Origin of the sequence: Rubripirellula reticaptiva, assembly GCF_007860175.1 — a bacterium.
GTDB classification, from domain to species: domain Bacteria; phylum Planctomycetota; class Planctomycetia; order Pirellulales; family Pirellulaceae; genus Rubripirellula; species Rubripirellula reticaptiva.
Genome location: NZ_SJPX01000005.1, coordinates 713,755 through 732,925 on the forward strand (window position 1 = coordinate 713,755; position 19,171 = coordinate 732,925).

Genomic DNA, 19,171 nt, shown 5'->3' on the forward strand with positions numbered 1-19,171 from the left:
GTTGAAATGCACGTGTCAGACGTTTCCCAAAAAACCGACTCCGAATCCAGCTTCGTTGCCGACTCGCTTGCCATCGGCATGGCGGTCATGTTGGCAATGACCGTCATTCAGCGCGGACTCGGATTCTTTCGTGGCATTTGGTTTTGCCGATTGCTTGACGATGCCGTCGTCGGCCAGTGGTCGATGGCGTATGACTTCATCACCATGATCACGCCCGTGATGTTGCTTGGCATCCCCGGAACGTTGCCAAGGTATGTCGAGCACTACCGAGTCCAAGGGCATTTGACGCCGCTCGTGCGGCGCATGCTGTGGGTCACGATTGGTTTGGGCACGATCTTTTTTGTCGGAATCATGTTATTCCCCGACTTTTTTGGTTGGCTGGTTTTCTTACAGCCGCAGTCGATGGCGTTGGTTTACAGCATCGGCGCAGGCGTGGTGGCGATTGTCATCTTTAATTTTGTTTATCAGATGGTTTCAGCCCTTCGACAAGTTCGTGTGGCCTCGATCATGCAGTTTGTTCAGTCGGTGTCGTTTACCGTCATCGGGATTGCTTGGTTGACATTCGGCGGCGGGTTGACCGGGTTGGTCTATGCTTTCATTGCTGCAACGTTGATTGCGACCGTTCCCGGACTCCACACCTTGGTTCGTGGTTGGGCGGGTTTACCCGTCAGCCAAGATTCGTTTGACGCATTGTCGATGTGGCGGCGTTTGATGCCTTATGCGGCCGCGCTGTGGGCGATGAATTTGTTGTCAAATGTGTTCGCACTGTCGGACCGTTACATGATTTTGCACATGATGCCGGGCGACGACACTGCTACCCAGGCCGCCGTCGGCCAATACCATAGTGGCCGAATCATTCCCATGCTGTTGATCAGTTTGGCGACCATGATCAGTGGCGTATTGATGCCCTACCTAGCCGCCGACTGGGAAGCCGGTCGCAAAGAAAAGGTACGCGAAAACTTACGCCGCATTCTGTTTGCCGCGTCCGGTTTCTTTACAGCCGGGGCCGCCGTCGCGATGGTTATGTCGCCTTGGTTTTTTGAAGTGATTTTGGAAAACCGCTACGCGGCTGGTCTGCAGTTGATGCCAATGACGTTTGTCTTTTGTATCTGGGTATCACTGGCGACCATCGGACAGGACTACTTGTGGGTGGCCGAAAAAGGGAAGTGGGTTACTGTGGCGATCGGCGTTGCATTGATTGTGAACGTGGCGCTCAATTACGTGCTGCTGCCGATGCTGGGACTCGAGGGAGCTGTGGTCGCAACCTTGGTTGCCAACGGAGTCATGTTGGGATCGCTGTGGTTGGCGATGTCGAGGTTTGGATTCCGATTGGACCTGACGTTGCTGATTCTGTCAGTGCTACCTGCGACGCTGTTGGCCGGTCCTTGGATCGGGCTAGCCTGTGTGGTGATCGCCTGCGTAGGGAACGTAGAAATTCGTGGATGGTGTGACGAAGGCGCGACTTACCTGATACAGCGACTCCGCCCGCAACCGGGCAGCGCAGCGTAGCAACGAATCTGATGACACAGGCTACAGCTGAGGTTACGCGCCGCGGCGCCGAAGTTTCAAGTCGTGCAACTCGCAGTCCGACCTACTTTTGGCATCGTTTTCGCGTTACTCTTTTCGCATGAACTTTCTTTGCCATGCAATTCCGTATCTCGACCAGCCGCTGTTAGCGATTTCGACGGGCGTGCCCGATTGGATGAGCGTTGTGGACCGCAAAGTCCGGGCTCGTGGCAAATACGCCGCCCAGCATGTCGACAGCGATGATCCGGAATTGGCCGCGGTTGCTGGAGGCATCCTGCGGCACATCGCCGACGATCGCTGGTTCCACGGCACGGCTGCGTTTGTCGAGACGAACCTTCGATTGGCTGTCGAGCTGCGTGACCTGCTGCCTGGCGACACCGGTTTTCGGCCAATGTTTGTCGGGCACATCTTGATCGAGATGTTGTTGGATTCGTATTGGCTGCGAGACGATCCGTCGATTGGCCAGCGATACTATGACGCCGTTTCGGCAGCCGATGCGGCGGTAGTCCAGCAATCGGTGGTGACCATCACCGGCAAACAGGTTACCGGCCTGGCATCGGTGATCCAGCGATTTGCGGACATCAAATTCCTTTACGACTATCGTGACCACACCAAACTGTTGATGCGGATCAACCAAGTGATGGCACGGGTCGGACTCAGCCAGCTTCCCGACTCGCTCGTCGAGTGGCTCGCGAGTGCCGACAAGTTGGTAGAATCACGCCGAGTTCAGATGCTGACGCCGCCCGACGGGACGGATCCGTTTGGATTCGCCAACCCAGCGACCTGATCCCCCTCCTGATACCCTACGAGAAAACGAACGCGATGAAATACGGAATGAATCTGCTGCTATGGAGCGGCGAAGTGACTGACGCCATGTTCCCGGTTTGTGAGCAATTGAAGGCAGCCGGTTTTGACGGCGTTGAGCTACCGATGTTCAACTTGGACTTGGACTACGCCGCCATCGGCAAGCAACTTGATTCCATGGGCCTTTCTCGCACCGCGGTCACGATTCGCAACGAAGGCGACAACCCGATCTCGCCCGACAAAAGTGTCCGCGACCTGGGAATCTCGTTGACCAAGAAAACTCTCGATGCCTGCGCCGCTGCTGGTGTGGAAACGCTGGTCGGACCGTACCACTCGGCGATCGGCGTCTTCAGTGGCGCCGGCCCAACGTCGGACGAATGGAAGTGGGGTGTCGACAGCATGCAACAAGTCGCCGAACACGCTGGCAAAGTCGGCGTGAAGTTGGGCGTCGAAGCGCTGAACCGTTTCGAGTGCTACTTTTTGAACACGCATGCCGACTCGACTCGCTTCGCACGTGAAGTCGATCACCCAGCCTGCGGAATCATGTACGACACCTTCCACAGCAACATCGAAGAAAAGAACATCAAGGATGCGGTGAAGGCCGGCGGTGACAAGTTGTTCCACATCCACATCAGCGAGAATGATCGCAGCACGCCCGGCGAAGGCGCGATCCGCTGGGCAGACAACTTCGACGCGATCGCCGAATGCGGTTACGACGGCTGGCTGGTGATCGAAGCGTTCGGTCTATCGTTGCCCGAGATTGCTGCGGCGACCAAGATTTGGCGCAAGATGTTTTCCGATGAAATGTCGCTAGCGACAAACGGTTTGAAGTTCATGCGCGGCGAAATTGAAAAACGAAAAGCATGAGCACCGAAACCAGCAACCGAGTGCTGATGGTGTCGGGTGATCTTGTCTTTGGATCCCGCGTAAAAATGGCTGCCGAACGAGCGGATTGGAAATTCTCGCTCGGCGGTCGATTGCCAGATGGCGAGCTCGACGATGTCCGTTACGTGATTGTTGATTTGTCGACTCGCAGCGGCGTGATTGGCACGATCGTGGGCGAGTGCAACGAGCGGTGCCCGTCGGCCAAGCTGATCGCGTACGGGCCGCACGTGCACGTGCCGAAATTGAAAGCAGCTCGTGAAGCGGGTATCGAACAGGTGATCACCAACGGCCAGTTCGACGCGATGCTGTCGACACTTTTCGATTAGTCAACGGTTCGATTGATTCCTGTTCCAGCTAATCCAGCTCGGTAACACACCGATAAAGACGACGTTCCGTTACGGATCGCGTCTTAGGTCGCCACTGAACTTCGTTTTCTTGGCGGCCAAGTACATCTGCCACTTTTGCTCGTTGTAGCCAAAGTCGACATTGGGTTCGACCATCCGCAGCAGTGCCAGTACCGCCGGATTCGGCTGAGTGTCATTGATCTCCACTGCTTTGCCTCCGGTCGACATTCCGTTGGAACCGTTGTCGCCAAATCCAAGGCTCATGCCGGGCGGCGGTGGGCCTACTGTTTTGACGGTTGTGACCAACGCATCAACATAGGTCATGGCAAGTTCAGGATCCGGAAACCACGATAGCGCTCGAGCAGCCCGGTGGATTGTTTGCCGATTGTTCGCCGACAGCATCGGCACGTACGTCGCCGACGCTGAATCAGCACCGTAGACAAGCAGTTGCTCCAGCGCGGCTTCGCGAATCGTTTCGTCCGTTTCTTCGACGCCCGCCAAGACCAATGCTTGAACGGAAACCCGGTTCTTGAATCGGCCCAGCAAATCGATCCATAACCGCCGCATTGCGACAGGCTGGGATCGATCATTTCGCGAATCCTTTAACTGTTCAGCAATCGCAACCGCCGCCAGCGGATCCTTGATCGCTCGCAGGGCGTCCAGGGCTTCGGCCGATTTCGATGACCCTTTCGAAACGATCTTGATTAGCCGGTTGACCTCGCGAATCCACAGCTTCGATTCCGTTTCGCTCGCTTCGGCCGATTCCGCTAGCGCAACGGATTCGGGAAGCTCCCACTTGCGGCCCACCGAGATCATGCCCCTATCGCGCATCATGTCGTTGCGATGAATCCACTTGCCGTTCTCTTTCAAGTAACCCAATGCCGCGCGAGCCAGTTCGTGTTCCGGATCCAGTTCGATCGCCCGTTGGAAATGGTATTTGCGATATTGGCCGGTCTGGCCCGGAAGATTGCCGGCGGTCGCACACCAGATCGCTAGCTTGTAGTGCAGTTCGGCGTTTTCGCCCGCTTTGGCAGCGTTGCGGCGATACTGTGCCAGTTCGTCAGATTTAACGACCCGAGAAACGCGGCTGTTCGGGATCGCGACTTGGATTTCGTCGTCGATGGCGACCACGGTGTAATCGGACTGGCGGGTGACTTTGCCCGTCAAATGGCCGCCGCCAGCGATCTCAACCGAATCTGCCACTGCGGAAATAGGCATGAGGCAGGCTACGGAAAATAGCAGCACGCAGGCTGGCGTGATGGTTAGCAATCGAGTCATCGTGAGTCGCCCTTGAGTTTGATAAGCTCAATTCTAACCCACTGGCGGACGATAACCATACTTGACTATGTTGATCGTGTTTGTAACCTTTCGATATGTCAGCTAAATTTTACCGCCAAACTTCGGCGTCATCCGACCGACCTATGAACGAAAAATCGTCACAACCCGATCCGCCGCCGCAGGTCTTCTCGATCGATTCGGGAGAACCTCGCGGGGCTTTGGCGGCCGATCCGCCGCTGTATCCGACCGACGAATTCCTGGCCGAAATGGCTGCTGAAAGCGCAAAGCTGGAAACCGCCACACCTCAGGAGATCCTGCGCTGGGCGGTGGACCGGTTTGCGCCCAAGTTCACGATGGCGACTGCGTTTGGCCCCGAAGGCATGACGATCATGCACATGCTGGCCGAAATCGCCCCCGAAACGCCCGTTTTTAATCTGGATACGGGTTACCAGTTCAAAGAAACGCTTGAGCTGCGCGAACGGGTGAAAGAAAAGTACGGCATCGAAGTCGAATACAAACTGCCCGACACGACAGTCCAGCAGTACGAAGAAATGCACGGCGGGCCGCTGTACGCGACAAATCCGAACCAGTGCTGCTTTGACCGCAAAATGCGACCGCTGCACGAAGCGGCCAAGGGCCAACACGCTTGGGCCAGTGCAATCCGTCGCGACCAATCGCCCGACCGAGCCGCGGCGCCAATCGTCGGCTGGGACAAGAAGTTCCAGTTGGTGAAGATCAGTCCGCTGGCGAATTGGACCAAGAACCAGGTCTGGGATCTGATTTTGAAAGAGAGCATTCCTTACAACCCGCTGCACGACCAGGGGTTCCCCAGCATCGGTTGCCAGCCTTGCACACGCGCGACTCAGTTGGGCGAGGACGAGCGGGCCGGCCGTTGGGCGGGATTCGAAAAGACCGAATGTGGACTGCACAATTCGTAATTCACGCCAACTTCGGGAGAAACCAAGATGTTGATTTCCGCTCGCGTGCATTACGCATCTCTTGCCTTGGTCGAATTGGCCGTCCGCAGCAGCCAATCGTCGCCGGTCACGGTGCGTGACATCACCGATCGTCACGGAGTGCCGGGACCGTTCTTGGTGCAAATCCTGCGCACGCTGCGTGCGTCGGGATGGGTGCAAAGTATTCGTGGCAGCCAAGGCGGGTACCGTTTGTCGGCCGAACCGTCGTCAATCACGTTGCTGGATATCGCCGAAGCCGTCGGTTGCAGCCAAGACTCGGCATGCAGTGTCGAGGGCAAGGCGACGGCCACTGACGAACGACTGCAAGAAGTTTGGGACGAAGCGGCCGAGGCATCGAGGAACGTACTGGCCGCCGTGACCCTGGCCGACATGGTCCAACGCAGCGTCGATGCCGACGCGTCGATGTTCTACATCTAAGGCGCCCGCGGCAATCTCGCCTAGCTGGCAATCTCGCCCAGCCGGCAAACTCGCCCAGTCGGCAATCTCGCGACATCGTTCGGGTCCGCCCCATTTGATCGACCCGTTGCCGGGATAGTCGTCTTCAATCACTTGACAAACGGGATGAAAGCAGCGAAGATTGGCTTACTGAGACTGATTCTCAATAAAGGAAACTTCCCTTGACGACTCTTGACCAGCTGCTGCCCGGACAACGTGGTGAAATCGTTCGCATCGATGGTGCGGATGGAATTGCTTCCCGCCTTCGCGAAATGGGGTTCATCCCCGGCGAAGCGGTTGAGTATTTGCGTCGGGCGCCGCTAGGCGATCCGGTGAAGTGCTCGGTCCAGGGATGCCGAATCGCGGTCCGCAACGGTGAAGCTCGCCGTGTTTTCGTTCAGCCGATCGGCTGAATTTCTCCTTCACGAGCGCGGACGCCAATCTCGGCCGTGTAGTTTCTATGGCAACTGCTCCGGACCGGATCAATGACCCGACCGTGGCGACATCACGTGTCGCATTGGTCGGCAACCCCAACACGGGCAAGAGCACGCTCTTCAACGCGCTTGCCGGCCTGAACGTCCGGACGGGCAATTACGCCGGCGTGACGATCGAAAAGAAAGTCGGCCGCTGCAATCTTGGGTCGCGAGTGATCGACTTGGTCGATTTGCCAGGCACCTATTCGATGGCACCTCGGTCACCCGATGAATTGGTCGCGGTCGAAGTTTTAACCGGCGACCTTGAAAACGAACCTTCGGTCGAAGTGATCGTGTGCGTGGTCAACGCGGCCCAACTGAAACGCAATTTGTTTTTGGTTAGCCAGTTGCTGGAACTCGGCAAGCCGACCATCGTCGCGCTCAACATGGTCGATTCTCTGCAGTCGCATGGAATCACGATCGACGTCGAAAAGCTTTCGTCGCAACTTGGTGTCGACGTGATCCCGACATCGGCATCGAAGCGCCAGGGCGTCCCCGAATTGAAAGCGGCGATCGAAAAGCACTTATCGCGTTCGGACGAGTCGACGCAGCGAGAAAAAACACTTCCGGCAAACTTCTATGAAGTCTGCGGCGAACTTCGCCAAGCCTTGCTTGACGGCGCTTGCACGACCGGCCCGGCGGCAACGGCCGAGCTGTCATTGCCCGACGATTACTTGATCCAGCGCATGTTGCTTGATCGCGGCGGCGAAGCCGAACGGCGCGTGATCCGGCGACTCGGTGGTGGGATTCTGCCCGCACTGATTTCGGCGCGCAAGAAACTAGCCGACCAAGTCGGCGATCCGGTCGACATGGAATGCAACGCGCGCTATGCGTGGGCGAATCAAAAACTTAGCGGTGTGATCGGACAAACGGGCCACGCGTCATCAAAAGTTACCGATCGTTTGGATGCCGTGTTGACGCACCGCATCGGCGGATTGATTGGTTTCGTGTTGGTGATGCTGGCGATCTTTCAGTCGATCTATACGTTCTCGTCGATTCCGATGGACCTGATTGAAACCGCAACCGGTTTTGTCGCAGGCATAGTCGAGTCGTGGATGGGACCGGGAATGTTGCGCAGCCTGCTGGTTGATGGCGTGATCGCCGGAGTCGGTGGTGTCTTAATTTTCTTGCCCCAGATCGCACTGCTGTTTTTCTTCTTGGCGATTCTCGAAGACTGCGGTTACATGGCGCGAGCGGCGTTCTTGGTTGACCGAGTGATGACATGGTTCGGACTGAGCGGTAAGTCGTTTCTGCCGATGATGAGCTCGTTCGCCTGCGCCGTGCCTGGCGTGATGGCAACACGGGTGATCGAGAACCGTCGCGATCGGCTAGCCACGATCATGGTCGCGCCACTGATGAGCTGCAGTGCGCGGCTGCCGGTTTACTTGCTGTTGATTGGCGCGTTTGTGCCGACCACGGCCATGCTTGGCGGATGGGTATCGATGCCGGCGATCGTCTTGATGGCGATGTACATGGTCGGCGTGCTGACAGCGATTCCGGTGGCCTGGATCTTGAAGAAGACGTTGCTGCGAGGCGAAGTCGCTCCATTCGTGATGGAACTTCCCGAATACAAAATTCCGGCACCCCGAGTGATTTTCTCGCGAGTTTGGGAAGCCAGTTTGGCATTCGTGATCCGCGCCGGCACGCTGATCTTTGCTGCTTCGATCGTGATCTGGTTCGCGGGCTATTGGCCGGGCGATCACACGCGACAGTACGAGCTAGAAACGCGATTGGAGTCGGTCGCAGAAGGCTCACCCGAAGCCGACGAATTGCAGTTGGCGCTGCAAACCGAGTCGGCGGCGTTACTCGAAGGCAGTCTGCTGGGCCGTGTCGGTCACACGATTGAACCCGCCGTCCGTCCACTCGGCTGGGACTGGAAAATCGGCGTCGGTGCGATCGCCAGCTTCCCGGCTCGCGAAGTCATCATCGCAACCTTGGGCACGATCTATTCGCTCGGCGGCGACGCTGACGAAGAAGGACTTGCCGGTGCCATGCGAGCTTCAACGCATCCAGACGGTTCGCCCGTTTACACGATCCCGGTGGCGCTTTCGATCATGGTGTTCTTCGCCTTGTGTGCCCAGTGCGTTAGCACGTTGCTGGTGATTCGCCGCGAAACGAATAGCTGGTTTTGGCCAGCACTCAGTTTTACTTACATGACCGTTTTGGCTTATTTTGGCGCGATGGTAACCTACCAAGTAGGCACGCGTTTCTTTTAAGAGGTACGGTCGATGAATTGGCAAAACATCATCGCGACAGCAATCGTTGCGGTGGCATCACTATGGTTGTTGCGACGCGTCTATCGAACCATCTCGCGAGGCCTACGCAGCGGCTCCGGCAACGTCGGCGGCTGTGGCACGTGCAGCAAGAATCCCAACAACGTGGACGCCACCCCGCTGGTCAGCCTAGGCCGCAAAAAGCCCTAGAGCAGACAGATCACCCAATGGCGAACGATATCGAGCAATCAGAAACTGGGGTCGATCTTCTCGCCGCCGGCGATCGTAATCAAAGCGTCGAAGGTCGCTCGGTCGAAATCGTAACCAACCGGCCGAATTGCGCCGTCACCCATCAGCAGAATCGCTTTCTCAGATGGCTGCAGCATCGTGATCGCCTTGAACGCTTCATCAGCAGTGACGTTTATATTCGACGTCCAAATGACGCCTTGCTGTGGCAGTTGGATTGCCATCAAGGTGTTGGACAACCCGTCCGTAATGTCGCGAAACCGAATCGTGGTGTTCGGCGTCGGTGGAAACATGCCGGCTGGATCCACGATGACGAATATCGCGGTGTCGCCGGGTGTTCCATTGACGACCTGAAACGCTTCCGGGGCAACGATCGAGACTTGTTCGTTGACCGGGCTATTCCACATCACATCATTGTTGTAGCTCTCCCACTGCGACTGGCCTTCGACGAACGGCGACAGCGCCAAACGCCAACCCAAACGTTCTTCACCGGCGGTGTTTTCAGTCACCGTGAAAGGAAGTTGCCTGTACGCCGAATGATAGTTGTGCATGCCAAGTCCAATTTGTTTGACTTGGTTGGACGCGACCGCAGTTCGCGCAGCCTTGCGGGCCGCCTGCACCGCTGGCAATAGCAGGGCCAGCAGCACACCGCCGCACATCAGCATCATCACAAAGGCGAGCCCCAGCACGATCACAATGACGGAGGTGCCATTCTTGCCACTCGGTGGTGACGCTTGCGGTGACACCGGCGGCATCGCATTGACGCTAAGAGGATCTTGACCGGGTGGAGTGCCTTGCGACATGAACTTGGCCTCTTCGTTTGGGATTTGCAGTATTTGATATTTGCAGAGGTGCCCCGCCCTGCGGGCCAAAACCCAGCTATCCAGATTCAGCTATCCAGATTCAGCTATCCAGATTCGGCGATCAAGATCCAGCGATCAAGATCCTTCAACGAGACGTTTTTCGCTCATCATCCGATCAATCTTTTCTCGCGTCTTCTTACGCGGACCATCGTCATCGACGGGAAATCCGATGTCGCCGAGAATGAATCCGTACGTTGGATGCGTTTGCAGCGATCCGAATCCGGTTTCCGCCAAGTCAGCATTGTAAAGGACTGCGATGGTCGCCATGGCCACGTCACGAATTTCGGTGCGGATCAGTTTGCCGTCTGCGAACCCGGTTTCCGATGACGGGCGAGAATCGTCGAGCAGCGGCTGAACAAAAACAGCATGCTCGCGAGAACCAAACCGTGCGATCGCTTGCAGCGCCACCGCCAACGTTTCGGTCTCGTTAGCTTCGGTCAATGTCGCCACGGCAAGCGACAACGTATCTTCGACTTCCCAGGCCATTCCGGACAACAAGACATCGATTCGGTTCGACAAAGTCCCACGGATCATCCACCGCCCAAGCAGGGCACGGAACGATGGCAACAGTTGCGGGTTTTGGCGAATCTCGGTCGCACCGGTTTTCAGCAGCGTGCTCAGCACCACACTTTCAAATCCAGCCGTCACGGGAACTTTCGCATCCACGGTCGGCAAGACCAACGCAAAGGTGTCGGCACGCGAGGGGAACTTGCGTTCGACAAACACACGCTGCTGAACCGTCGCCATTGCTTTCTCAAGCGCGATCACGCGGTCGCGAGTCTCGCCTTCCATCGATGCGATCAGCGCCGGGTGTGCTTCGGTCATTTCGATGAACAGTTCGCGAATCGTGCCATTGTCCCCCAGCATCGCGCGAATGACTTCCCACCCGTCAAAGTCGACTTCCTTGCCAGCCAAGAAATCTTTGATGCGAGTTTGCAGGTCACCGTCGGTCAGTTGCCGCACCACTTCACCGGCTCGCAAACGGACTTCCGCGTCGGTGGATTGAGCTTGCAACTGTCGCAGCGGCTCGACCACGTCCATCCCCATCGCCATTAGTGCGGCGGCTGCTCGTTCGCGTTGGGCGAATTCGCCGGACGAAAGTTCTTCGACCAACTGATCCAGCTCGGCTTGTCGTTCTGGCGTCAGCGGCTTTGCTTGAGCAGCGACGTCTAGATTCTCAGCGTTTTGGTTCTCGGCGTCTGGTTCGCCCGCTTCGATTTCGGCGGTGGCGTCAAGTTGGTCGACCTGTTCCGCGTCCTGTTCCGCGTCCTGGTCCGCGTCCTGGTCCGCGTCCTGGTCCGCAGCCTGGTCCGCAGCCTGGTCCGCAGCCTGGTCCGCAACACATCGCGAAACCTGGGCCGTCAAGCCAATGACTTGCGACACGGCGAGGGATCCGGCAAGGAACCAGCTCGGGAAGAGATGTAGCGACAACCTGCGATCCTTTGAAGATTGGTCAAAGCCGTCATTCTACACCTGCCCAGTCCGTCGAGGAAAGCCAAACCGGTTTTGGCAAGCTTTGCCGGTGTTGGCGGTCGCCGTGGCGGCTTAAAACAAACCGCCATCGAGACGGACGAAATCGGTTGTCAATTCGCTAGGTGGTGGCTAATCTTGAGTACTGACGCGGGCGAGATGTTTCGCCCAAACGCGTCCCTTTTAGGGATTTGCGGCCGATTGCAGCCTTTACCTGCTAAAGAGCCATGACAACGAACATGACGATTGATCGTGATGCGGACCAAACGAGCCGCCCTTCTGACGCTTCGCGTCCTACATTTTCCCACCTCGGCTTGTCGACACAGTGCGTCCACAGCGGCGAACAACGCCAAAAGCCCGAGGGCGCGATAACCCAGCCCATCTTCACAGCCTCGACCTACACGTTTGCGTCGACCGCTGACCTGTTGCGATTCGTCGAAGGCGAAGAGCAACGTGAAGAGTACGGTCGCTACGGCAGCCCGAACGAAAAGAGCGTCGAAGCCAAACTGGCCGCTCTCGATGGCGCCGAAGATGCCATCCTGTATTCGTCCGGAATGGCGGCGATCGTCGGACTGTTGATGACGAAGCTGCAAAGCGGCGACGAAATCGTTTTCTTTGACCAGTGTTATCACCGCAGCCGTGAATTCTGTTCCAAGCATTTGGCTCGGTTCGGTGTCGTCACGCATCAAGTTCCAACGGGCGACTTTGCCGCGATGGAAGCCTCGATCAACGATCGCACCAAGTTGATCGTCAGCGAGTCGCCCACCAACCCGCACTTGACGTCGGTCGACTTGGAAAAGTTTGTCGCCATCGGCAAAGCCAACGAAGTTGAAACGTTGATCGATGCGACATTGGCAACGCCCTATAATTTGCGCCCAATCGATTACGGCGTGGACTACGTTTGGCATTCGGCGACGAAGTACTTAGGCGGTCACAATGACTTGCTAGCCGGATCGATTGCGGGCAGCCGTGAATTGCTGGATCCGGTTCGCAAGCTTCGCGGAGTGCTAGGAAGTGTCAATTCGGGACACAACCTGTACTTGCTTGAGCGAGGTTTGAAGACGTTCGAGCTGAGAATGGAACGTCACAACAAGAATGGTTTAGCGATCGCTGAATTCTTAGAAGCTCATCCCCGAGTCGGCCGTGTTTATTACCCCGGCCTGAAGTCACATCCGTCGCACGAAATTGCTGCAGCGCAGATGCGAGGTTTCGGTGGCTTGATCACTTTCACGGTGAAAGATGCTGACTGGAAAGAAACCTCGCGAGTCGTCGACGCGGCCCAGATCGCTCGCATCGCACCGAGTCTCGGCGGCGTCGAGTCGTTGATCGAGCAACCGTTAGTGATGAGCTACTACCATTGCTCGCCCGAAGAGCGAAAGCAGTTTGGCATCGATGACAACATGATCCGATTCTCTTGCGGCATCGAAAACACCGACGATTTGATCGCAGACTTGAAGCAAGCACTCGAGGCATAGGTCTCGAGATTTTGCTTTCCGTTGGCTCAATCCGCTCTCTTGATGCTGTTCACTAGCGGTCCCATCACCCGTAGCCACGCTACGGTTTCTTTTCAAAACTCAGCCTCTAAACGGGACAAGTCTTGTCCAAACATTCCTTCCGCACTCGTGCGATCCATGTCGGCAATGCGATCGATCCAGCAACCGGCGCAGTCGTGCCGCCAATCCACTTAGCCAGCACCTTCAAGCAACCCGGCGCGGGCGAGTGGGGCGAGTTTGACTACTCACGCAGTGGCAACCCGACCCGGACTCACCTGCAAACCACACTCGCGTCGCTCGACGGAGCCGCTGGTGCTTTGGCATTCTCGTCCGGCATGGCTGCGATTCACTGTGTCACGATGTTATTGTCCGCCGGTGATCATGTCGTGGCTGGTTCCGACATTTACGGCGGCGCGTATCGGTTGCTGCACAAAATTTGTAATCGCAGCGGCATCACGGTTTCGCTCGTCGACATGACCAACTTGCCCGCGATCGAAGCGGCGATCACTGACAAGACAAAATTGATTTGGGGCGAAACGATTGGCAACCCGCGGATGACGATCGCCGACATGAAGGGCATCGCCAAGATTGCTCGCGCCAACGGTGTGATCTTCGGCGTCGACAATACGTTTGGCACCCCCGCTCTGCTGCGGCCGATCGAACACGGCGTCGACATCGTCATGCACTCGGCGACCAAGTACCTGGGTGGACACAGCGATTGCTTGGGCGGAACGCTTGCATCGGCGACCAAAGTACTTCACGACCAACTGTACTTCATCCAAAACGCGACCGGCGCGGTGCTGGATCCGCTGAGCTGTCACTTGGTAGCACGCGGATTGAAGACGTTGGACCTGCGCGTTCGCGAACAATCGGCGACGGCACTGAAGTTGGCGACGTGGCTGGAAGCACACCCGAACATTCGGTCCGTGCTGTATCCCGGTTTGGCGTCGCACCCCCAGCACGAATTGGCCGTCCAGACGCTCGACGGCGGATTCGGTGCGATGGTGACGTTTGAACTCGACGGATCGATCCAGCAAACAGCGAAAGTTTGCGAATCAACCCAACTATTTCACTTAGCGGTCTCTTTAGGGGCCGTCGAGTCGCTGATCGAGCAACCGGCGACGATGTCACACGCCAGCTATGACGCCGCCGATCGAGCCCGCTTCGGAATTACCGATGGTTTGATAAGATTATCAGTTGGCTTGGAATCATTTGAAGATCTGAAAGACGATTTGGCAGGCGCGATCGCGTTGGCGATGCCCTAACAAATGAGCGAAAAACAAGTCGGGATTTTGCTCTCCCTCCGGGAGAGTCGAGGCTGAGCGAGGAGAGGGTTTCCATGCTACCCTCCCCGGCCGCTACGGCGTCCGACCCTCCCGCAAGCGGGAGGGTGATTTTGAGCTTGTGAATGCCAATACGGTGGTGAATGATTACTACTTTCTACCTTAGGGAAATCCATGACTGACGAAGATCCGCTCGGCAAGCGATACCTTCGTCAACTGAAGTTCGGCGCCGGCGTGCTGCTGTTGCTGGCGATCCCCGCCATCTTGCATTCTCACGCTGCGATCGAATCACTGTTCAACCGGCCAGCCGATTGGGTTCCGGATTCGTTGACCGAGAAGGCCGAATTCAACGACTTCCTGGCTCACTTCTCGGTCGCCGAAGTCGTGATGGTTGGATGGGAAGAGTCCGATTTGGATTCACCTTCGCTGGACACGGCTGCCGCGATCCTGAAACCGCTGTGCGAAGAAACCTTTGACGCCGAAACAGACGCCGACGCGTTGGCCGCGTTGCCACCAAAATCCGTCGAATGGATCAACAACGTTCGCGACGTCTGTGGCACCGATACTCCGTTGCACTGGGCGCACAGCGGTACCGAAACGTTGAACGCGCTGATCGAAGCGACCAGCTTGAAACGCGAGTCCGCAATTTCGCGTTTGCAGGGAACCCTAGTCGGGCCAGACGGGGCGCAAACGGCATTGGTTGTGTCGATCGCCGAGGAAGGTCTAGCGAAACGCCGCTTTTTGATTCCCGCGATTCGAGAAATGGTGGCGGACTTGGTCGATTCTACGGCCGATCAAATTGCAGTCGTTGGCAGTCCCTTCGAAGGCGCGGTCGTTGACGCCGAAAGCATCCGATCGATCCAGCGATTCTCGCCACCATCGGCCGTGATCGCCGCCATTTTATGTTTACTATGCTTGCGATCGATTCCGCTAACCACCGCGATCGTGGTCGTGGCGGTGATTGGCGAGGGACTCGTGTTAGCGGCGGTCTACTACACCGGCACGCCGATGAATGCGATTCTGATCGTGTTGCCGCCGCTCGTGTTCGTGTTGACGGTTTCAGCCGGCATCCACCTTAGCAACTATTACCTGGACATCGTTCACGAGTTTCCTGGCGTATCGCGATCCGATGCCGCGCGGCGGGCGATGAAGGCAGGCGTGATGCCGTGCGCGTTGGCAACCGGCACGACCGTGGTGGGACTCAGTTCATTGTTGCTGGTTCGCTTGGAACCGGTTCGAGTCTTCGGCGGAGTCGCGTCGCTCGGCGTGACGTTGACGTTGGGATTGTTGATTCTGGTGTTGCCTGGCGCGATGGTTTTGACCAAGCCACGGCTATCAAAGGTCGACCAGAACCCAGACGATCGCAGCCCGATCCGCGTCGCAGCGTCAAACTGGATGCGACGCCGACTGGCCCGTCCGTGGCCTATCATTATCTGCTTCATGTTGGTGGCGGCGACGTTGTCGATGGGATTGGGGCGGCTAGAGAGCAGCGTGAACGTGCCACGAATGTTCCTACCCGACAGCGACATTCGCAAACAATACAATTGGGTCGAACAACACATCGGCCCCACGGTCAACGGCGAGTTGCTGCTGACGTTTCCGCTGATGACCGATGATGACGACCCGCTTGCCCGGTTGGGTGCTGTGGCTAGAGCCCATTCGGCGGTGCTGGATTTGGACATTGTCGGCGGTGCCTTGTCGGCAATGACGTTCGTGCCGCAGGTCTCCGGTCGTCGCAGCCTTTCCGCCACGGCACAGCGCAGCGTCGTTCGCAAACTGATCCGCGATCCTGATTCATCGCTGGGTAAATTGGGATTCATCGCTCGCGATGGCGACCGCGAAATTTGGCGAATCAGCATCCGGATGCCGCAAACGGACAAGGACGATTTGAGTCAACAGATCGAGCGGATCGAGTCTGCGGTCGCTAACAAACTAGCCGAATCCGATCCGGCAACCGCGCCAACCAAAGTGACGCTTACCGGCAGCATTGTGATTGTCCAAAAGTCGCAAGAGATCTTGCTGCGAGACTTGTTCAAGAGCTTCATGGCGGCGTTCGCGGTGATCGCCGTCGTGATGATGGCGATGTTGCGAAGCTTCATCGGGGGGCTGCTGGCGATGGTGCCGAACCTGTTCCCTACAATTGCGCTGTTCGGTGTGATGGGATTGATCCGGTTGCCGCTAGACATCGGATCGGTGATGTCGGCAAGTGTTGCGCTTGGCATCGCGGTCGACGACACGGTGCACCTGTTAAGCCGCTACGGTTCGCGCAGAGCACGAGGGATTGGCCAGATCCGTGCGTCGTTGGGTGCGTTATCTCAATGCGGCTGGGCAATGTTCCAAACGACCTTGGTGTGCGGCACTTCATTGATGGCGTACTGGTTTAGCGATTTCGTACCGACAAGCAATTTCGCATTGCTGATGTTCGGGCTGCTGACCACAGCACTGCTGGGGGTCGTGTTCTTGTTGCCAGCGATGTTGGCAAGTGTGCTGGGCCGATGGTTGGCTCATACGATTGGCGCGGACCCAACGGCCAGTGTTTATGCGGACGGTCCTTTGCCGGAATCTTCCCCCGATGATTTCCGCCGAGTGCCAACGCATCGGGAAAAAATCCGATAATATCGTTTGACCGTAAGGTATATTTCGGCGTCGCCTGCGACCCATTTTTTCGTTCAATCCTCACGACCCGACCTCGTTTGCCATGGTTTTGCAACCGTCCGATCCGAAACCTGGCGCCAACGATTTTGGCCACAGCGGGTTGTTGGCTTCGATCTTGGGCAGCGCGTCTCTGCGGAAACAGCTCAGCGCGATGCCGTTTGACGAAAAAACAATTGAGCTATCCACGACCAATCTGAACGATCTTTCGCATCCCGATTGGACGAGTACTTCTGGCAAAAATTTCCAGCACGAAACGATCGACGTTTCAATCGATCAAACGCTTGATACGGCACCGCCAGTCGACCTGGGATTCATTCCCAAACGCGTGATCGCGAACATCGGAACACCAAGCACCGAAAACACCGACTATCGCATTATCGGCAAACTAGGTGCCGGTGGAACAGCCGTCGTATTCCAGGCTCACCAACGAGCGGTGGATCGCGAAGTCGCGGTCAAGATGCTGCACGAGGAACTATCGAGCAAGGCTGCATCACGCGAACGCTTTCTAGCCGAAGCTCGCGTCATTGGCGGACTGGACCACCCCAACATCATCGCCCTTCACGAAGTCTACTCGGATGCATCGGGTGGGCTTTTCTATTCGATGAAGTGCATCGACGGAACAAGCTGGGACAAGCAGATTGCGGATCTATCGCATGAACAAAACATGGACACGTTGCTGCGTGTTGCCGACGGGATCCGATATGCCCATTCGCGTGGTTTGATCCACCGCGACATCAAACCCGAAAACGTGATGCTGGGTCGGTTCGGCGAAGTCCTGTTGGCCGACTGGGGATTGGCGATCAAGTACGGATCAAGCGACCAGGCATTGGTTGCAAATTCGTCGATCGGCGGCACGCCAGCCTACATGGCGCCCGAACTGGCATCGGCATCCGCAGGCGAAATCAATTTCCAAACTGACGTGTATTTGTTGGGCGCGATCCTTTTTCAAATTCAAACAGGGCGTCCGCCACACTATGGCGAAACGTTGTTGGAATGCCTGCGAGCAGCCGCCAGCAATGTGATCGAAACGACCGAGGTCGAAGGCGAGTTGATGGACATCGCGATGACCGCCATGGCCACCAAACAATCCGATCGGTATCCCGACGTCGATGCGTTCGTAGCAGCAATCAAAGATCAACGCCAACACGAACAGAGTGTTCGATTGGTGCGACGCGCCGTCCGTCAAGTCGCGCAGCCCAAGAATGCAGTTGATGTCATCGATCCCTACAAGGACTACGGAATCGCCGACGCACTGCTCGGTGAAGCAATCGAAACTTGGCCAGAAAACCCAAGGGCACACGAAGTCCGAAAGCGACTGCAACTTGAATTTGCTCGGATCGCAACCGAGCGTGGCGATTTTGACTTGGCCACCAATATCTACGAAGCCGCTGGCGAATCAGAATCCGACGAAGCACTGATGGTGAAGTTTCACCGCATGCGACGCGACGCCAGCCAGCAAGCCGTGTCGCGTTACTCGGCGCTATTCACCCAGTCACCCGACGCGGGTCTGTTGGTCCAGATGTCGACGGGAAAGATCGTCGAAGCAAACTTGGCGTTCGGACGCTTGCTCGGGTACAAGGCCGACCAAGTGGTTGGTGTCTCCATCGGGGAACTGAATCTTTGGGTCTGCCCCAAGCGACGAACGTTGATGATTGACCGAGTCAAACAGCACGGCAGCGTTGATGATTTCGAGGCCCAGTTTTATCATACCGATGGCCGAATCATCGACGTCTTGTTTGGTGCACGGGTGTTGGAGGTCGAGGGCGAGCAGATGTTGCTGTCGACGCTACGTGATATTTCGCTGCGAAAAATCGCCGAAAATGAACTCAAACGAAGCCGAGCCAGACTGCGCGACTTGCAAGGGATGGCAGGGCTGGCGACATGGTCGTACGACGTCATCACCGGAAAAGTAACGTGGAATACCGAAGCGTTTGAACTCGCCGGACGGTCGCGAGAAGAAGGCACGCCAACGCAAGCCGAATACTTCGAAATGATTCACCCGGAAGACCGCGGGCGGCTACGAATGGCGCTTGATATGGCGATCGATTCGGGCGCGGCATACGAGTTATCCGTACGCCAGAAATCGATGGGCGGCGAATTTCGATACGTCGTCGTTCGGGGACAACCGATCTTGGACGACGACGGAAAAACGGTCGAAGTCTACGGTGTCGTACTCGAGCGACCGCAACGAAGCGTTGAACGCGATTGATCGCGTGATTCCGATC

General features: G+C 56.9%; 16 protein-coding genes. 13 read left to right on the top strand and 3 right to left on the bottom strand.

Annotation, left to right across the window (positions count from 1 at the left end):
• Window positions 1-12: 12 nt before the first annotated feature.
• The 4 genes from Poly59_RS23770 to Poly59_RS23785 all read left to right on the top strand — a co-directional run bounded on the left by Poly59_RS23770 (window position 13) and on the right by Poly59_RS23785 (window position 3,542).
• Complete coding sequence (locus tag Poly59_RS23770; RefSeq protein ID WP_186776477.1) at window positions 13-1,509, top strand: oligosaccharide flippase family protein; 1,497 nt, start codon at window positions 13-15, stop codon at window positions 1,507-1,509.
• Window positions 1,510-1,627: 118 nt separating this feature from the next.
• Window positions 1,628-2,314: a hypothetical protein gene (locus Poly59_RS23775; RefSeq protein WP_146536578.1), complete on the top strand. Its 687-nt coding sequence runs from the start codon at window positions 1,628-1,630 to the stop codon at window positions 2,312-2,314.
• A gap of 35 nt (window positions 2,315-2,349) precedes the next feature.
• Window positions 2,350-3,198, top strand: coding sequence for a sugar phosphate isomerase/epimerase family protein (locus tag Poly59_RS23780; RefSeq protein WP_146536579.1), 849 nt, complete (start codon window positions 2,350-2,352; stop codon window positions 3,196-3,198).
• Window positions 3,195-3,542: a histidine kinase gene (locus tag Poly59_RS23785; protein WP_146536580.1), complete on the top strand. Its 348-nt coding sequence runs from the start codon at window positions 3,195-3,197 to the stop codon at window positions 3,540-3,542. The genes Poly59_RS23780 and Poly59_RS23785 overlap by 4 nt, the downstream gene beginning before the upstream one ends.
• Before the next feature lie 69 nt (window positions 3,543-3,611).
• On the opposite strand, the gene Poly59_RS23790 is transcribed toward Poly59_RS23785, so the two are convergent.
• Window positions 3,612-4,838, bottom strand: a complete 1,227-nt coding sequence (locus tag Poly59_RS23790) for a HEAT repeat domain-containing protein (protein WP_146536581.1) — start codon at window positions 4,836-4,838, stop codon at window positions 3,612-3,614.
• 143 nt (window positions 4,839-4,981) lie between these two features.
• Between Poly59_RS23790 and Poly59_RS23795 the strand changes: the two genes are divergently transcribed.
• From Poly59_RS23795 to Poly59_RS23815, 5 genes are all read left to right on the top strand, one after another.
• Window positions 4,982-5,776: a phosphoadenylyl-sulfate reductase gene (locus Poly59_RS23795; protein ID WP_246151892.1), complete on the top strand. Its 795-nt coding sequence runs from the start codon at window positions 4,982-4,984 to the stop codon at window positions 5,774-5,776.
• A gap of 27 nt (window positions 5,777-5,803) precedes the next feature.
• Complete coding sequence (locus Poly59_RS23800) at window positions 5,804-6,232, top strand: Rrf2 family transcriptional regulator (protein ID WP_146536583.1); 429 nt, start codon at window positions 5,804-5,806, stop codon at window positions 6,230-6,232.
• A gap of 200 nt (window positions 6,233-6,432) precedes the next feature.
• Window positions 6,433-6,663: a FeoA family protein gene (locus tag Poly59_RS23805; protein ID WP_146536584.1), complete on the top strand. Its 231-nt coding sequence runs from the start codon at window positions 6,433-6,435 to the stop codon at window positions 6,661-6,663.
• Between the two features lie 47 nt (window positions 6,664-6,710).
• Complete coding sequence (gene feoB / locus Poly59_RS23810; RefSeq protein ID WP_146536585.1) at window positions 6,711-8,939, top strand: ferrous iron transport protein B; 2,229 nt, start codon at window positions 6,711-6,713, stop codon at window positions 8,937-8,939.
• Between the two features lie 12 nt (window positions 8,940-8,951).
• Complete coding sequence (locus Poly59_RS23815) at window positions 8,952-9,146, top strand: FeoB-associated Cys-rich membrane protein (RefSeq protein WP_146536586.1); 195 nt, start codon at window positions 8,952-8,954, stop codon at window positions 9,144-9,146.
• Window positions 9,147-9,184: 38 nt separating this feature from the next.
• Here Poly59_RS23815 and Poly59_RS23820 read toward each other — a convergent pair whose 3' ends face one another.
• Window positions 9,185-9,985, bottom strand: a complete 801-nt coding sequence (locus Poly59_RS23820) for a DUF1559 family PulG-like putative transporter (protein WP_246151893.1) — start codon at window positions 9,983-9,985, stop codon at window positions 9,185-9,187.
• A 135-nt stretch (window positions 9,986-10,120) separates the two neighbouring features.
• Window positions 10,121-11,428 carry a hypothetical protein gene (locus tag Poly59_RS23825; protein WP_186776478.1) on the bottom strand — a complete coding sequence of 436 codons (1,308 nt, stop codon included), beginning with the start codon at window positions 11,426-11,428 and terminating at the stop codon, window positions 10,121-10,123.
• Between the two features lie 314 nt (window positions 11,429-11,742).
• Here Poly59_RS23825 and Poly59_RS23830 point away from each other — a divergent pair, with 314 nt between their 5' ends.
• The 4 genes from Poly59_RS23830 (at window position 11,743) to Poly59_RS23845 (ending at window position 19,155) form a co-directional block, all read left to right on the top strand.
• On the top strand, window positions 11,743-12,990 hold the full coding sequence (locus tag Poly59_RS23830; RefSeq protein WP_146536588.1) for a trans-sulfuration enzyme family protein: 1,248 nt from the start codon (window positions 11,743-11,745) through the stop codon (window positions 12,988-12,990).
• A 122-nt stretch (window positions 12,991-13,112) separates the two neighbouring features.
• Window positions 13,113-14,273 (top strand): trans-sulfuration enzyme family protein, encoded by a 1,161-nt coding sequence (locus Poly59_RS23835; RefSeq protein WP_146536589.1) that lies wholly within the window; start codon window positions 13,113-13,115, stop codon window positions 14,271-14,273.
• 192 nt (window positions 14,274-14,465) lie between these two features.
• Window positions 14,466-16,907, top strand: coding sequence for an efflux RND transporter permease subunit (locus tag Poly59_RS23840; protein WP_146536590.1), 2,442 nt, complete (start codon window positions 14,466-14,468; stop codon window positions 16,905-16,907).
• A gap of 82 nt (window positions 16,908-16,989) precedes the next feature.
• On the top strand, window positions 16,990-19,155 hold the full coding sequence (locus Poly59_RS23845) for a protein kinase domain-containing protein (RefSeq protein WP_146536591.1): 2,166 nt from the start codon (window positions 16,990-16,992) through the stop codon (window positions 19,153-19,155).
• Window positions 19,156-19,171 lie beyond the last annotated feature (16 nt).

Excerpts from the sequence above, each read along its gene's own strand:
- Poly59_RS23775 (WP_146536578.1), top strand. The coding sequence starts at position 1,628 with ATGAACTTTCTTTGCCATGCAATTCCGTATCTCGACCAGCCGCTGTTA.
- Poly59_RS23780 (WP_146536579.1), top strand. The coding sequence starts at position 2,350 with ATGAAATACGGAATGAATCTGCTGCTATGGAGCGGCGAAGTGACTGAC.
- Poly59_RS23785 (WP_146536580.1), top strand. The coding sequence starts at position 3,195 with ATGAGCACCGAAACCAGCAACCGAGTGCTGATGGTGTCGGGTGATCTT.
- Poly59_RS23790 (WP_146536581.1), bottom strand. The coding sequence starts at position 4,838 with ATGACTCGATTGCTAACCATCACGCCAGCCTGCGTGCTGCTATTTTCC.
- Poly59_RS23795 (WP_246151892.1), top strand. The coding sequence starts at position 4,982 with ATGAACGAAAAATCGTCACAACCCGATCCGCCGCCGCAGGTCTTCTCG.
- Poly59_RS23800 (WP_146536583.1), top strand. The coding sequence starts at position 5,804 with ATGTTGATTTCCGCTCGCGTGCATTACGCATCTCTTGCCTTGGTCGAA.
- feoB (WP_146536585.1), top strand. The coding sequence starts at position 6,711 with ATGGCAACTGCTCCGGACCGGATCAATGACCCGACCGTGGCGACATCA.
- Poly59_RS23815 (WP_146536586.1), top strand. The coding sequence starts at position 8,952 with ATGAATTGGCAAAACATCATCGCGACAGCAATCGTTGCGGTGGCATCA.
- Poly59_RS23820 (WP_246151893.1), bottom strand. The coding sequence starts at position 9,985 with ATGTCGCAAGGCACTCCACCCGGTCAAGATCCTCTTAGCGTCAATGCG.
- Poly59_RS23830 (WP_146536588.1), top strand. The coding sequence starts at position 11,743 with ATGACAACGAACATGACGATTGATCGTGATGCGGACCAAACGAGCCGC.
- Poly59_RS23840 (WP_146536590.1), top strand. The coding sequence starts at position 14,466 with ATGACTGACGAAGATCCGCTCGGCAAGCGATACCTTCGTCAACTGAAG.
- Poly59_RS23845 (WP_146536591.1), top strand. The coding sequence starts at position 16,990 with ATGGTTTTGCAACCGTCCGATCCGAAACCTGGCGCCAACGATTTTGGC.